Below are 15,720 nucleotides of genomic sequence, written 5' to 3'. Positions count from 1 at the left end.
AGGAGGCTGTGCCTACAGCAGGCATGGATGTCGCGGGCAAGGTCAGACAAGACCTGGGCGGGCATCTGCTCACCGCCGTAGCTCATCCGGGCGCGATCTCGGATCGCGGCGGCGCACCGCGTATCGTGCGGTTGGCCGGTGAGGTGCTGCGTCACTGGTATCTCCGGGTAAATGTGGCGCTCCCACCATCTCCCGAGCTGTCATGTAGAGCAATAGGGCACCGGCTGACCTGTCGGCGGACAGTGGATGTCCGCCGACAGGTCAGCACTTGCCACTGGCACAGATCACCGGCCGCGCTGGACAGTTGAACCAACCCCGGTGAACCAACCCCGGTTGCGGCACGACCGATCGGGTGCTCACCCGTCACCCATACTCATAGACGTCAGGAGAGATGATGATCTTTCGGCGGCTCCGGTGGTGACCGGCACTGTGCCCGCCCGGTCTGTGGGCGGGCGACGGTGACGTACTTACCTTGCGACTCAGACCCTCTCCCGGCAGTGGTGCGCCTCTTCAACACTGTCCTGGCGAGCCAGAACCGGCAGCGCGCGCAAGGCTTCCGGGTCAGCGACGTCCTCAACCGCCTCAGCGCACGCCTGCATGTCTTCGGATCTACCCGACCATCAGCCCCAACGACCCCAGCCTGCACTTGGCGAACGACATCCCGGGGTGGGCCAAAGCCGCCGAGAATGGCCTGTCCTGCTGCTGGTGGGTCAGGAGACGAGGTAGGGGCCGCGAGGAGTTCGAGGCACCCGCCGACACCGCCGACAAGAGAGATGACGTGGCCTGCCGGATCGCCGCCGCCCTCTACACGGTGCCGCGCGCAGTTGACGTCATGAGACCAGCGCGGTCACCTGCAAAGAGCACACTCTTGGGTCGCCGCGCTTCGGGCTGCAGATGCCTGGTGGTGGACAGGTCCGAACTGTGGCCACTACTGCGAAGGAGAGTGCGCAGGATGAGGATCGGATACAGCTTCTGGGGCTTCCTCGGCCCCGGCATCGTCGACACCCCCGACGGCGGCCGGTTCTGGCGTCGCGGCATCATCGACACCCTGCACGAGCACGGACACGAGGTGATCCTGCTGCAGCAGGACCGCGACCACCTGGAGGCCGGCACCACTCTGCCGTACTGGTGGGAGGCTGGATTCCCTCCGCTGGACGTGCTGTTCTGTGAGTGGCGGTGGCCGCTGCCCGGCCGCAACACCACCCCGTGCGGCAGCCCCGGCCACACGTGCGACCTGCACCGGCAGGCTGACCTGGTCCACCACTACACCGAGGACCTGGCCACACCAACGGTGCTGTGGGACACCGACCGGCAGATGAGCTCGGATGACCCGCTGCGCGGGATGTCGCACGTCATCGTGTGCGACACCGCGCTGTGGCCGTCGCCTCCGGCGCCGACGCTCGCCACGATGGTCCCGGACGCCATGGTGGACGCGGCCGACCCGGCGCAGTTGGCGGCCACGCCCCGCCCGTTGGATCTGGCCTACGTCGGCAACCAGTACGACCGCGACGAGGCGTTCGACCGCTTCTTCGTCCCCGCAGCCGCGAGGGTGTCACACCGGGTGGCGGGAAAGTGGACCCGCACCGAACGGTGGCCGCACGTCACCTTCACCGGAAGGGCCGCGTTCACCGAGGTCACCCCCATCTACCGGGGCGCGTTGACCACGGTGTTGCTGATGCCCGACCGATACGTGGCAACCGGGAACATCTCCCAGCGGTTCCCCGAAGCGGTGCTGGCCGGGTGCCTGCCGCTGACCCCGACGACGCTCATCAACGCCGGCCAGATCACCCCGACCGAGTTGCACGTCGCCAACGGCGGCGAGGTGGTGGAGCGGATCGCCTGGCTACGGGAGATCCAGGGCGGCCCGGAGCACGCCGACCTGATCGCCGCGTGCCTGGACCTGCTGGATCTCTTCCGCCACTCCCGGCAGGTCGGTGAACTGGAGCGGCTGATGGCCACGTTGACCCGCCCCACCGCCACGAGAGGGAACCCGTGACCGGCATCCCCGGCCCTGTCGGCCTGCCGACTTTCGCGACGTTCCACGACGCCTACCGGGCGGTGCTGCACCAGATCCTCGCCCAGCCGCACCACGCGGCGACCGCGCGGGGCACGACGTTCAGCGAGGTCCTCGGCGTCGGGTTCACCCTCGCCGATCCGCGCCACCGCATTCCCTGGCTGGCGGCCCGCCGCCCGAACATCGTGTTCAACCACGCCGAGGCCCTGTGGTACCTGTCCGGCCGGGCCGACCTCGACATGATCGGCTACTACGCGCCCCGGCTGCGTGCCCTGTCGGCCGACGGTCAGCACCTGACCGGCACCGCGTACGGCCCCCGCCTGTTCGCCCCGGCCGGAGCTTCGCAATGGGAGCGTGTCGTCGACCTGTTGCGTGCCGACCCGGGCACCAAACGGGCCGCGATGCTGATCATGCAGCCGGGCGAGCTGCTCGACCCCGCCAACCCCGACGTGGCGTGCACCCTCAGCCTGCAGTTCCTCATCCGAGACGGCGCACTGCACACCATGGCGTTCATGCGAGGCAACGACGCCTGGATAGGCCTGGCCTGCGACGTGTTCTCCTTCACGCTGATCGCCGAGTACACCGCTCTCGCGTTGGGCGTCCGGCTGGGGACCTACACACATCTGGTGTCGTCGATGCACCTGTCCGTGGCTGATCTGCCGCGCGCGCAGGCCGCCCTCGCAGAGCCCATCATCCCGGTGCCGGACGCGCCGGCCATGCCGCCCACGAGCCCGGAGGCGCTGGCCACCGTGTTGTCGTGGGAGCAGCGGCTGCGCCTGAACGACACCCCGCTGAATCTTAAGGCCGATGACGTGACCGGGCTGGGTGCGTACTGGCAACACGTGCTGCTGCTGTAACCAGCCTGCGCATCCTGTATGAGCACGCCACCCGGTACCGCACCGTCTTGTACTGGCGCCCGATCGTGCCTGACCTCAACGACTCCGACGACCACATCCAGAAAGCTCTGGAGCTCTCGCAGCACGCGCACGCCACGGTCTTCACCGGCCTGTTCTTCCGGCAGCAGATCGCCGCTTACTACCGCGACCACGGCCTGCCAGAACCATACGAGGACACTGCCCGCCGCAAGATCATGCCCGAGGAAACCGAACAGCGGATCCTGCGGGCGTTCCACCGCCCCGCCGACCAGCAACTGCCGTGGGGGCCGCTGTTTCGCAAGACGAGCTGCGGCGTCGCCTACGCCCACCACGAGGCCGACTACAACGGCCACTACGGCATCCGCGAGCTCTGCGACATCTGCCCCCTCGCCCAGCTCAACCTGTGCCGCGACGCCTGGAAGGCCCCCGACCTCGCTCACGTCACCGGCCAAGCCCACGCCCTCGGCGCGGTCGGCGATGTGCAGATCACCGACCGCGCCATCATGGTTGAGGGCCTGGACGAGCCGCCGCGCTACTTCCTGCAACACACCCACCGCTACCAGGTCCACGACCGCAGCAAGCCCCACCACTACCGCAGGCACGGCCGAGCAGACATCGGCTGGCCGACCACCTAGGAGAGATCGTGAACTTCGGCACCTGGCCGCGCCTGCTCGTCGTCGATGTGGAGGGCAACGGGGCCAACCCGCCCGACCTCGTAGAAGTCGCGACCATCCCCATCACCGCAGGCCGGCCGGTGCCTCAATCAGCGCGCTCCACCCTGATCCGGCCTCCACGGCCCATCACCGCGTTCGCCACCCGCATCCACCACATCACCAACCACGACGTCGACAGCGCCCCTTGCTGGGAGTCGATCGCCCGGGCGGTCCAGGCGAACCTCGACGGCGTGTGGATCGCCGCCCACAACGCTCACGTGGACTACACCGTGCTGCGCCGCCACCTGCCGGACTGGCAACCGGATGGGGTCATCGACACCCTGCGGCTGGCCCGCGCCACCCTGCCCGACGCCCCCGGCCACAGCCTCGACGCGCTCTTGGCCCACACCGATATCTGCCTGACCGGCATCAGCGGTCAACGCCACCGCGCCGGGTTCGACGCCCACGCCACCGCGCTGCTCCTGGTCAACCTCGCCGCCCACTACCCCACCTGGGATGCCCTCACCACAGCGGCCATCCCCCCGGGCATGCCCGGCCATCCCACCCCTGACCACGAGGAACAAACCCTATGGTGAGCACCCCCATCCACCTTGGCATCGCCGGAACCCACGGCACGAACACCACGACCCTGGCTCGCCGCATCGAGATGGAGTTACGCGGCACGGGCCTGACCGTGGCACGCATCGGCGGTCTCGCCAAACAAGCCGCTGAGCGCGGATTTCCCAAGATGACCCGACACACCACCGCCTCCACCGAATGGATCATCACCTTCGGAGCCGCAGCCGCCCTGCACGCGGAGCTCACAGCCGACGTCGTCATCGTCGACGGCACCGCCCACAACGCCGTGGCCTACTACCTCGCCGCTGTGCAACATCACGACCGACAGCCCACACCCGATGACCTCGACCACCTGACCACTCTCGCCCGCATCCACACCCGCCGTCAGATTCTGATCATGGCAACCGTCTTAGACCCCGCCGCCCCATTCGAAGCCCACCACGGCAAAGACCCCGACTACCCCGATGCCGCTTTCCGGGCCACCGTCGACCAGCGGCTCCACCGCCTCCTCACCGACCAGCGCCCCGACTACATCGCCGTCTCCCCGCTCGATCACGCCCCCGCAATCCAAGCCGCCCTCACCACCGTCGTGGAAAGGCTGGACACGCCGTGAACGCCCCCTTCCTCGGTGGCGCCATCACCATCGCCGACAAGCGAATCTCCCGCCTCGGCTTGGGCACCATGCGCCTGACCGACCCCGGCACCTGGAACACGCCCAGCGACATCACAAGCGCCATCACGGTGCTTCGTGACGCCATGACGCTGGGCATCACTCATATCGACACCGACGACGCCTACGGCCCCACACCGTCGAAGACCTCATCCGCCAAGCCCTGCACCCCTACCCGACAACCTCCTGCCGGCCACCAAGGTCGGAATGATCCGCCCCTGCCCGAACATCTGGAAACCACTCGGCCGGCCGGACTAGAGGACTTTCTCGCGCTGCTCCACTCCTCCGAGGACGGCCGCCCCGACGACGCGGTGAAACTGGGAGCGGCCTATCTGCCGAACCAGATGATCGACAACGTGATCGTTGGGAACTGGCCACCGACCTCGCTCGTCGAAAGGCTCACGCCTCCGAGCTGAGCCTCGCCGGCGAACCGCTTGCCGGGGATCCGGCGACTACGACGCCCTGGAACGGCGGTGCGTCTCGATCCACTTTGTGGGGATCTTCAACGCGCCGAGGATGCCGGGGGCCGGCCGGTCCTCGATGTGCGGTGCGCCGCCCCGCTCGACCGGCAGTAGCAGCCATCGGGCCGCGGGCCGGGCGGTCGCCTTGTCCGCCAGCCGTTCCAGCACGGCCATCCGGTCGTAGCGGGCCAGCGGCGCCGCCTCGACGACCAGCAGCGGCTCCGGTTCGGTGGTCAGCCGCTCCTCCAGCCCGGCCGCCGCGAGGGCGACGAGCCGTCGCAGGTTCGCGGCGTCCTGCGGGGCCGCGCCGGGACGGTCGGAGCGCAGCACCAGGGACCAGTCCACGCCGAGCGCGTCGGCGGTCGTCCGCATCGCGGTGAGCAGCTCGGCGGTGACGTCGAGTGTCTCTGCGCCGAAACGGGTGCTCAGCGCGGGGATGGCGTCGAGGTAGTAGCGGTAGTTCACGCTGAGCGTGACGAACCCCCGTTCCTGGAGCGACAGCCGCATCCGGCGCTCGAAGTCGGCGACCTCCCGGCCCGACTCGCTCTCGCTCAGGCTCGTCACCGTCCGCCCCCGGGAGGACGGCAGGAGGGTCGCGAGCACCTTCCGCGGCTCGTAGGTGCCCTGTCCCCGCGCGAAGACCAGCGGGACTCCGGCCGCCTTGAGCAGCATGTTCAGCGCGCGTGGCTCCTCCCCCGGCGGATCCTCGGGGAAGGGGCCGACCCTCGGGTAGCGGGCGCGCACCCGCGTCCTGAGCTGTTCGGGATTCATCCCGTGGCGGACCACGCCGAGCGAAGAGGCCATCTGCTCCAAGGCACGGCGCGGGTCCAGCCCGTCGGGGTAGATCTCTCCCCGGCCGTTGGCCGCGGCCGTACGGGAGGCGGCGGCGGCGAGCAGGGCCAGGCGTTCGGCGGGCAGCTCCGCCGCCCCCTGCGGCAGCCGTACCGCGCGCAGTCTCTCCTCGGTGCGCGCGGCGGTCGGCAGCGGACTCTCCTCGGCCAGCTGATCGGCCGCCTTGCCCAGTCGTACGGCGTAGTCGAGCAGGTCGGTGCCCGGCACGGCGTCGGGGTCGGTGGGCTTCTCCAGCGCGACGACCACCGAGTGGTGGGAGTGCCGCTGCAGAAGCCTGGCCTCCCCGCCGCGCTCGGTCTCGACCTCGACGGCGGCGCGGACCAGGCCCAGGGCCCGGCGCATCCACCGCTCCCCCGCCGCCTCGGGACTGCGGGAGGCGAGCAACGCCTCGGCGATGCCGGTCGCGGCGATCACCCCTCCGGCGTCCTCGACGATCTCGACGATCTCCTCGCGGACCTGGGTGAGGCTTCTCCGCTGCCGCCAGCCCCGGCGTGCCTTGGGGACGATCTGACCGACCCGGCCCGAGGTGACCCCGGCCGCCCTCGCCAGCTCGGCGTTGCCCGGCCAGCCGGAGTCGGTGTCCTCCAGCCCGAGGTAGCGCCGGAGCACCTGCGCCTCCGCCGACTCCTTCGCGAGGCCCTTCGGCACGAGGGAGGCGAGCACCGAGCCGACACCGCGATCGGAGTCGTCGTGCGACACCTCCGGCTCGGGGACGGCGGCGACCGGCTGGAGCCGGCCGCGCCACTGCTTGGCCCTGCGCCTGATCTCCCGCTTGGTGGGATCGGCCACCCCCGACAGCCGGGAGAGCTCGAACGGGGAACGGGCCAGCAGGTCGCGGACGGTCCTGACGTCGATGCGGTGCAGCGCGTCGACCGCGCGCGGGGTGAGCCCCGCCGAGGCGACGGCCGTGTCGAGGACCGCCCTGGCCACCGCCTGGTCGAGCTCCTCGCCCGTCACCGGGTTGACGCTGGTCGGCGTCGCCGCGGCCGGTGGGACGGCCGCGAACGCCGACTGCCAGGCGAGCCGCATCGTCTCGATCGAGTCGTGGCGGGCCTTGACGTCACGCGCCAGCGCGCTGCGGAAGAAGGCGATAATCCCGTCCCTGGCCGGTCCGGGCTCGAAGTCGTCGGGGGCGATCGTGACGTCGGCGTCGATCACCGCCGGATGGCTGCCGCCGGTTCCGTAGACGGGGGTCCGGCCGGTGGCCATCTCATACAGGGTGACCGCCACCGCGTACCGCTCGGCCGCCGCGTCGTAGCGGGGCCGGTGGATCGGGTCGAAGAACGGGTCGAGGTAGGGCGGCGTGCCGACCCCGGTCTGCTCCAGCGGCGCCCGCGACAGGGAGAAGTCGAAAAGCGACAGGTGCACCTCGCGGCTCTTGCCCCGCTCGCGGAAGGCGAGGTTGTCGGGCTTGATGTCGCGGTGGTTGACCCCGGCCAGGTCGAGCGCGGCGAGGATCTCCAGCAGGTCCCTGCCCCAGCGGCTGAGGAAGTCGAGCGAGAGCCGCCCCTCGCGGCGGATCAGGGCCGCCAGACTCTCCCGGCCGGCGTCCTCCAGCAGCAGTGCCGTACGGCCACCCACCACCAGCGGCCCCTCCAGGCCGCCGGCGATGCGCGGTTCGCGGGCGAGATGCAGAACCTCGGACTCGTCCAGCAGCCTGCGACGGGCACCGTCCTCGTCCAGCGCGACCTTCAGCACGACCTGGCCGTGCTCGGGGTCCCGGACCAGCAGGGCGAGGGCGGTGGAACCCTGGCCGAGCCGCTGGAGGACCTCGAACCGGCCGGGCTGCTCCCTGGTACCGATCACCGAACCGGGCGTCGCCTCCAGAGGGTCGACCTGCTGGGCGACCTCCTCCTGCAGGAGAAGATCCTGGATCAGGTTCTCCAGCTCCTGGGCGAACCTCTCCGCCGACTCCGTACGCAGGTCGACGTCGCCCGCCGTGGCGTTCCTGACCAGGTCGATCATCGCCTGGGAGGCGCCGTCCAGTTCTACGCCGACGTCGAGGCCGCGCTCGCGGGTGAGCCGCTGCTGGAGCTCCTCACCCGTGTCGGCGGGGGCCGCCCCCGTGAAGATCAGGAAGGAGACCGAGCCCAGGCCGAAGACGTCAGCCAGCACCGGATCGGCGTCCGGGTCGTGGAGCGTCTCGGGGGCGAGGTAGCCGTGGGCGGCCCGGTCGGTCAGGGCTTCGAGGGTGCGGGTGCCCACCGCGTAGCTGCCGTAGCCGGGCGAGCCCGGGACCAGGCGGCCCGCGGTGTGCCAGTCGCGGATCCGCACGCCGTACTGACCGAGGGCGAGGGTGCGCACGAAGATGGAGAGCGGGCTGAGCCTGCGATGGACCAGCCGCCGTGAGTGCGCGTAGCGCAGCGTGTTGGCCAGCGTGCGGACGAGTTTGATCCGCTGGTCGGCGGAGAGGTCGTCCCCCTGCTGCATCAGGAAGTGGTCGAGACGCACCTCGGTCGCGTCGTGGTCGAACACGACGGCCAGGCCGCGTTCGTGCTCATAGAACTCGATCGCGCGGGCGATGCCAGGGTGGTTGACGTTCTCCAGGGTGACGAACTCGCGCTTGGCGGCGCGGAGGGTCGCGGCGCGTTCCTCGTCGGAGACGCCCCGATCGACCAGGTAGAAGCGGACCCGCCGGACGCTGTCCAGCATGGGATGGTTGGCCAGGTAGTCCTGCCAGCCGGGGCCCTCGGCCAGGGGGGTGTCGGTCAGCTCCAGGTTGCCGACCCTGCGGTGCCGGACGCTGGGACGCACCCCCGCCTTGTTGATCAGCCTCGCCAGCTCGACCGAACGCCTGCGGTCCACGGCGTTGCGGGGGTTCTCCGGTGTGACGGCCAGTTCGTCCTTGATCAGCCGGTCCAGGCCCTCGGGTCCCTGACCGTCGATCCGGTAGACGCCCTGCCTGCCCCGGTCGGTGAACCTGACCTCGGTCGACGGATGGTGGAGGACCACGCCCGCGTGCACGAACGGCAGGTCGCGCCCCCCGGCGTCGACGAGGAGCTGCCTGAAGTGTTTGGCCTTGCTGTCGGCGAGGATGCGTGGGTTGTCCTCGGCGCGGCCGTTGTGGAACCAGGTCTGGTGGTCGCCGGTGATCCGGCCTGACCAGTGCTTCAGCTCCAGCAGGTAGATGCCGCCCCTGCCGATGACGAGGAGATCGACCTCGTACTGCCGACCGCTGCGGGTGGTGAAGGTGAAGTTGCTCCACGCCCGATAGGGGTCGTCGTCGTCGAGCCTGGCCCGGATCGCTGCGAGACCGCCCCGTTCGTGGGTGTGCTCGGAGGGCGCGACCTCAATCCAGCGCTTGCTGCCGGGCTCCATCCGCTCCTCCGTTCCTCGGCGGAGAGTCTAGCCCCGGGGGAGGCTTTTTCTCGTCGGTCCTTCCTCCCTCCACGAGAACGCGGACAGCCCCTGCACCTCCACTCGAATCACAGCGCCTCACGACGCAGTCCGAACCGTACAGTCCCCCGCCGTGCAGCTACCCCCGAGCCGTCAAACGCACCCGACAAAGCGACTACAGAGAACGCCGCCCCTCCGATCCGGCACACAGAGCCGCCCACCGTCGCACTCCTGCCCCGAGCCAGAGAGTGATCGTTAGCTAGACGGTATTTGGCCCGGCAGGATCGGGAGTTGCGCTCGATTAAGTAACTTTAATGCGGCTTGAGTTCCGCTAGAGGAGGCTTCGGCTACCAGTAGAAGATGAATAATTTTCCAGAGTGGGATAGTCGAACCAGGGTTGACCAAAGATTAAGTGAAGCGGCGCTGCGTCTCGCTGCCACCACCGATCGCATTGGCGTTCGAAATGTATGGCAATACTTGCGTCACAACTGGCCTTACCTCTTGTTGTTCTTTTTTATTGCCGTTCCAATGTATTGGATAGCAGCGGCACTAACGATACGCTCCAAACTCTACTCCCCCTTCGGGGGTATGCCGACTTCTGATCAAGTCAGTATCTTTCAGACCTTCATCGGCGGCGGCCTTGCCACGGCAGCCACCTTGTTTGGCGCTCTTTTGACACGGTCACATAATAGGCGCGAGCATCGACGTCTTCAACTCCAGGCCGTTCTCGAAAGTTTGAAATCGCTCCCGGAGCGGGAAATCAAAGGTCGAATGTCAGGAGTTTTTCCGGCAATGGTGATGCTTGGCCAGCAAAATGTGGCTCTTCGCGCACTCGACGAGGCCGTTAACAAGGATTTCCTGAGCATGGATACAGTCGTCTGGATAATCGATGAAATCCTTAACAGCGGATACAAGTTCAGCCGTGTTGGCGGTGACGGCGACTTCATCGACACGGGAGTAGCCGATGAGGCGGCATCACTCCTTCACAAGTATGCGGAGAATGGACTCCTCACACAAACATCGCCTCGCGATGTATGGTTCCCCGGTTACTTCTTTAGAGGGAACTGGAACAGGACCATGACGTTTTACTCTAAAGATTTTACGCTACGCGCGTCAGCTCACACACTCTTGTCGCAAGAAAAGGGATGGTGGAGTAAGGCCGCTAGCAGTCAACTACCAGATTTCCCGACCAAGACCTGGATAGACTGCGCTAAGCGGGATTTCGAGCCGACCATTCGTTCGGCTGCGACCATACTACTGGATGCACTGATCACAAGCTTTCCGGAGTCGCCTGGAGCCTCAAAAGAGAAGGTCCAACTCCGAAATTCGGCGAAGAAGGCCGTAGCAAAGAGAAAGAGAAGGATTACGGACGTACCACAAGAATATCATGAGCTGGCGTACAAGATCCGAAACAAATGGAGAAGATAGCAGGCCGGTCTGTGCGATCACCTTTAGGATATAGATTTGCTCCGCGTTATATCGGTCCGCCTTCGAACCACAGTCGCACACCAAAGGCGACAGGACCACGAGTTGACTACATCGACAGGTTCCGCACTGTTGCGCTCGCCCCAGCGGCCGACTTCCGAGAAGCCGTGTCTCGCCACAACACAAGAACACTTCAATAATTATTTTGTTCAAAATCCATACACTTGGCCATTTTGTCCATTTTCTTCTCCAGCTTCTTCGCCTTGATGGGTTGTCTCACCCGGAAGGTGAGCAGGCGTATCAGCATTGCGAACAATATCACCAACGTCACCAACGTTGGCCACTTCCACCAACCGTGAACAGTCCAGACCACCCATGTAATAACTATGAGTGAAAAACCTGTGAATATCTCCCTGGTAAGGGTTTGGCCCTCCCTCACCAGCCCGGCGGCCTGCTTGCGTAGTTGCTCCTCATTCTGGCTCTTCGAAGCCACCTCGCTCTGATCAGAATTCTCGTTTTCTATCCAAATAATGCGGATCATCTGAGGTAACATGCATAATGACTTCCCATTGCTCAACTGTGCTAGACAAGAATCTTTGTGCTCAACGAGCAAATTTTTCTTCTTTTAAGCAAGTTGTCAGATCTTGGTAGCCGCTACTGAGCCTGAAAACCGGGCGGCGCAGCCGGTGTGCACGACGTACAGGATGGCGCCCAGCGCTGAGAATGCCGGGAGGGCGGCCGGTCCTCGATGTGCGGCGCACCGCCCCGCTCGACCGGCAGCAGCAACCACTGGGCCGCGAACCTGGCCGTCGCCTTGTCCGCCCAGTACGACGGACTTGGCCACGTCCTCTACCTGCTGGGATCAGCGGACCGGCCAGCAGGTGTGTGATCGGGCACCTCATCCGCTATCTCGTCGGCCTGCGGCTTCCTGCCCCCGGTGCCGTCTACCCCCGGAGAGCCCGGTGCCGTCGGCCCCACGGAGAGCAGAGGCCAAGGCGACGCAGCCCCCGCATCGCTCACGCGCGACGCGGTGAGCCGGTGCGGCCTACTCGGGGTCGTAGGCCAGGTTGGGCCGCAGCCAGCGCTCGACCTCGGCGAGGTCCATGCCCCGGCGCTTGGCGTAGTCCTCGACCTGGTCCCTGCCGAGCCGCCCCACGGTGAAGTACCGCGACGACGGGTGGGCGAAGATCAGCCCGCTGACGCTGGCCGCAGGGGTCATCGCGAAGGACTCGGTCAGGCCCATCCCGAGCTTGTCGGAGCCGAGCAGCTCGAACAGTTCCCGCTTCTCGCTGTGGTCCGGGCTCGCGGGGTAGCCGAGCGCGGGACGGATGCCGCGGAAGCGCTCGGCGTGCAGGTCCTCGAGGCGGGGATCGGCGTCCGGCTCGAACCAGGCCCGCCGCGCCTCCAGGTGGATGTACTCGGCGAACGCCTCGGCCAGCCGGTCGGCGAGGGCCTTCACCATGATCGAACGGTAGTCGTCGTTCTGGGCCTCGTAGCGGGCCGCGAGTTCCTCGGCGCCGTGGATCGCCACGGCGAACCCGCCGAGGTGGTCTCCGGCCGGGGCGATGTAGTCCGCCAGGCACCGGTTGGGCCGGCCGTCGGGCTTGGCCGTCTGCTGGCGCAGCATCGGCAGGCGGAGGCTACGCGTACCCGCCGCGCCACCGTCGAGCGCGCCGGGGAGCGCGGTGTCGATGACGGCGTCGATCACGATGTCGTCGCCCTCGGAGTGGGCCGGCCAGTAGCCGTAGGCACCCTTGGCCTGGAGGCTTCCCTCGGCGATGATCTGGTCCAGCATGGTGTTCGCGTCGTCGAAGAGCTCGCGGGCCACCGGCTGGTCGAGGATCGCCGGGTACTTGCCCCTCAGCTCCCAGGCCAGGAAGAGGAACTGCCAGTCGATCATCTCCCGGAGGGCGGTAAGGTCCGGCTCCACGACGCGGACGCCGGTGAAGTCGGGGACGGGCAGATCGTCGAACGGGACCCGTTCGGGGTTCGCCCGGGCCTGGTCGACGGTCAGCAGGGGGGTGCGCTGCTTGCCCGCGTACTGTTCGCGCAGGCGCTCCTGGTCGGCGCGGTTGCTCGCGTCCAGTTCCTCGGCCCGCTCGGCGTCCAGCAGGTCGGAGACCACGCCGACGACGCGGGAGGCGTCGAGCACGTGGACCGTGCTGTGGTCGTAGGCGGGGGCGATGCGGACCGCGGTGTGCTGGCGCGAGGTCGTGGCGCCGCCGACCAGCAGGGGCAGCTTCAGCCCGCGGCGTCGCATCTCCTCGGCGACGGTGACCATCTCGTCCAGCGACGGGGTGATGAGGCCGGAGAGTCCGACGACGTCGGCCTTCTCGGCGACCGCGGTGTCCAGGATGACCGAGGCGGGGACCATCACCCCGAGGTCGACGACCTCGTAGTTGTTGCAGCCCAGGACGACGCCGACGATGTTCTTGCCGATGTCGTGCACGTCGCCCTTGACGGTGGCGAGCACCACCTTGCCCTGGCCCCGGCCGGTGTCGAGACGTCCCTCCAGCCGCGCCTGCTCCTTCTCCGCCTCCATGTAGGGCTCAAGGTAGGCGACCGAGCGCTTCATCACCCGCGCGCTCTTGACCACCTGCGGCAGGAACATCTTCCCGGCGCCGAACAGGTCGCCCACGATCTTCATTCCGTCCATGAGCGGCCCCTCGATCACCTCCAGGGGGCGCTCCCGCTGCTGCCTCGCCTCCTCGGTGTCGGCGTCGATGAAGTCGACGATGCCGTGCACCAGGGCGTACGACAGGCGCTCCTCCACCGGGGCCTCGCGCCAGGACAGGTCCACGACGCGGCGGGTGCCGGACCCGCTCACCGTCTCGGCGAAGGCGACGAGCCGGTCGGTGGCGTCCTCGCGCCGGTCGAAGATCACGTCCTCGACGAGTTCGAGCAGGTCGGCGGGGATGTCCTGGTAGACCGCGAGCTGTCCGGCGTTGACGATGCCCATGTCGAGGCCGGCGCGCACGGCGTGGAAGAGGAACGCCGAGTGCATCGCCTCGCGGACGACGTCGTTGCCTCGGAAGGAGAACGACAGGTTGGAGATGCCGCCGCTGGTCCGCGCCCCCGGGCAGCGCTGCTTGATCAGCGGCAGCGCCTCGATGAACGCCTTCGCGTATCCGTTGTGCTCGCTGATGCCGGTGGCGACGGCGAGCACGTTGGGGTCGAACACGATGTCCTCGGCGGCGAACCCGGCCTTGCGCGTCAGCAGGTCGTAGGCGCGGGCGCAGATCGACACCTTGCGCTCCACGGTGTCGGCCTGCCCCTGCTCGTCGAAGGCCATGACCACCACACCGGCCCCGTAGCCCCGGATGATCCGCGCCTGCTCCAGGAACGCCTCCTCGCCCTCCTTGAGGCTGATCGAGTTGACGACGCCCTTGCCCTGCACGCACTTGAGCCCGGCCTCCAGCACGCTCCACCGCGAGCTGTCGATCATGACCGGGATGCGGGCGACCTCCGGCTCGGTCGCGATCAGGTTCAGGAAGGTGGTCATCGCCCGCTCGCTGTCGAGCAGGTCGGCGTCCATGTTGACGTCGAGCAGGTTGGCCCCGCCGCGCACCTGTTCCAGGGCGACGTCGACGGCGCCCTGGTGGTCGTCCGCCTCGATCAGGCGCCGGAAACGCGCCGAGCCGGTGACGTTGGTGCGCTCCCCGATCATGACGAATCCGGTGTCCGAGCCGATCTCGAAGGGCTCCAGGCCGCTGAACCGGGTGCGGGCCGCCGGCGCCGGGATCTGGCGAGGCGGGAGGCCGGACACGGCGGCCGCGATCCGCTCGATGTGCCCCGGCGAGGTCCCACAGCACCCGCCGACGACGTTGACCATGCCCGCCCTGGCGAACTCGTCGAGCAGCGCCGCCGTCTCCTCCGGGGTCTCGTCGTAGCCGCCGAACGCGTTGGGCAGGCCGGCATTGGGATGGCAGGCCACGTAGGTGTCCGCCAGGCGCGACAGCTCGGCGACGTGCGGGCGCGCCTCCTTGGCGCCCAGCGCGCAGTTCACCCCGACCACGAGCGGTTCGGCGTGCCGGATCGCGCTCCAGAACGCCTCGACGGTCTGCCCCGACAGCGTGCGCCCGCTCAGGTCGACGATCGTCACCGAGATCCACAGCGGCAGGTGCGGGGCGACCTCGCGCGCGGCGGCGATCGCGGCCTTCGCGTTGAGCGTGTCGAAGATCGTCTCGATCAGCAGCAGGTCGACCCCGCCGTCGGCCAGCGCCTGGATCTGCTCGGCGTAGGCGGCGCGGACCTCGTCGAACGTCACCGCCCGGTAGGCCGGGTCCTCGACGCGCGGGGAGAGTGAGAGGGTGACGTTCAGCGGGCCGATCGAGCCGGCCACGAAGCGCCCGCCCGCCTCGTCGGCGGCCTGACGTGCCAGCTGGGCGCCCCGCAGGTTCATCTCCCGCACCCACGGCTCCAGCCCGTAGTCGGCCTGGCCGACGCTGGTCGCGGTGAAGGTGTTCGTGGTGGTGATGTCCGCGCCCGCCGCGAGGTACCGCCGGTGGATGTCCAGGATGACGTCGGGACGCGTCAGGTTCAGCAGGTCCGGGTCGCCGGTCAGGTCACGCGGGTGCTCTGCGAACCGCTCGTCGCGATAGTCGGCCGGGGTGAGCGAGGCTCCCTGCAGCATCGTGCCCCAGGCCCCGTCGAGCACCGCGATCCGCCGCTCCAGCAGCTCCCGCAGTGCCCGTACCCGGTCGTCCGCTCCCGGCGCGCCGTGCCCGTGCTCGTCGCTGTGCCTCGAAGAATCGTTCATCGGACCACCTCCCGTTGTGGGAGGCGCCCTTGGTAGAAGATCGCGGTCGAGCGTGGCGGGCCTGAGCCCGTTGCAGCGCCTCTCGACCTGAAGATC

At 68.1% G+C, this 15,720-nt stretch carries 10 protein-coding genes and 1 riboswitch; of the genes, 7 read left to right on the top strand and 3 right to left on the bottom strand.

The window, feature by feature from the left end; genetic code table 11:
* Positions 1 to 952 precede the first annotated feature (952 nt).
* The 6 genes from AB0K21_RS36990 (at position 953) to AB0K21_RS36965 (ending at position 5,207) form a co-directional block, all read left to right on the top strand.
* A complete protein-coding gene (locus AB0K21_RS36990; protein ID WP_364156652.1) occupies positions 953 to 1,996 on the top strand; it encodes a hypothetical protein in 1,044 nt (347 codons plus the stop codon).
* On the top strand, positions 1,993 to 2,871 hold the full coding sequence (locus AB0K21_RS36985) for a thymidylate synthase (protein ID WP_364156650.1): 879 nt from the start codon (positions 1,993 to 1,995) through the stop codon (positions 2,869 to 2,871). The genes AB0K21_RS36990 and AB0K21_RS36985 overlap by 4 nt, the downstream gene beginning before the upstream one ends.
* Before the next feature lie 65 nt (positions 2,872 to 2,936).
* Positions 2,937 to 3,524: a hypothetical protein gene (locus AB0K21_RS36980; protein ID WP_364156648.1), complete on the top strand. Its 588-nt coding sequence runs from the start codon at positions 2,937 to 2,939 to the stop codon at positions 3,522 to 3,524.
* A gap of 8 nt (positions 3,525 to 3,532) precedes the next feature.
* Positions 3,533 to 4,138 (top strand): 3'-5' exonuclease, encoded by a 606-nt coding sequence (locus tag AB0K21_RS36975; protein WP_364156646.1) that lies wholly within the window; start codon positions 3,533 to 3,535, stop codon positions 4,136 to 4,138.
* A complete protein-coding gene (locus AB0K21_RS36970; protein ID WP_364156644.1) occupies positions 4,132 to 4,734 on the top strand; it encodes a hypothetical protein in 603 nt (200 codons plus the stop codon). The genes AB0K21_RS36975 and AB0K21_RS36970 overlap by 7 nt, the downstream gene beginning before the upstream one ends.
* Positions 4,731 to 5,207: an aldo/keto reductase gene (locus AB0K21_RS36965; protein ID WP_364156641.1), complete on the top strand. Its 477-nt coding sequence runs from the start codon at positions 4,731 to 4,733 to the stop codon at positions 5,205 to 5,207. The genes AB0K21_RS36970 and AB0K21_RS36965 overlap by 4 nt, the downstream gene beginning before the upstream one ends.
* A 36-nt stretch (positions 5,208 to 5,243) precedes the next feature.
* On the opposite strand, the gene pglW is transcribed toward AB0K21_RS36965, so the two are convergent.
* Positions 5,244 to 9,422 (bottom strand): BREX system serine/threonine kinase PglW, encoded by a 4,179-nt coding sequence (gene pglW / locus AB0K21_RS36960; RefSeq protein WP_364156638.1) that lies wholly within the window; start codon positions 9,420 to 9,422, stop codon positions 5,244 to 5,246.
* Positions 9,423 to 9,800: 378 nt separating this feature from the next.
* Between pglW and AB0K21_RS36955 the strand changes: the two genes are divergently transcribed.
* Positions 9,801 to 10,868, top strand: a complete 1,068-nt coding sequence (locus AB0K21_RS36955) for a hypothetical protein (RefSeq protein WP_364156635.1) — start codon at positions 9,801 to 9,803, stop codon at positions 10,866 to 10,868.
* Positions 10,869 to 11,058: 190 nt separating this feature from the next.
* Here AB0K21_RS36955 and AB0K21_RS36950 read toward each other — a convergent pair whose 3' ends face one another.
* Together AB0K21_RS36950 and metH are read right to left on the bottom strand one after the other, a co-directional pair.
* Entirely contained in the window at positions 11,059 to 11,406 is a 348-nt protein-coding gene (locus tag AB0K21_RS36950; RefSeq protein ID WP_364156632.1) for a hypothetical protein, read from the bottom strand.
* Positions 11,407 to 11,910: 504 nt separating this feature from the next.
* Positions 11,911 to 15,624 (bottom strand): methionine synthase, encoded by a 3,714-nt coding sequence (gene metH, locus AB0K21_RS36945; protein WP_364156629.1) that lies wholly within the window; start codon positions 15,622 to 15,624, stop codon positions 11,911 to 11,913.
* Between the two features lie 14 nt (positions 15,625 to 15,638).
* Positions 15,639 to 15,714: riboswitch (S-adenosyl-L-homocysteine riboswitch) on the bottom strand.
* Positions 15,715 to 15,720: the final 6 nt, after the last annotated feature.

The organism is Streptosporangium sp. NPDC049248, from assembly GCF_040678965.1.
Lineage (GTDB): Bacteria > Actinomycetota > Actinomycetes > Streptosporangiales > Streptosporangiaceae > Streptosporangium > Streptosporangium fukuiense.
The sequence above is the reverse complement of the archived record's forward strand: the minus strand, read 5'-3'. Positions and strand labels throughout refer to the sequence as shown.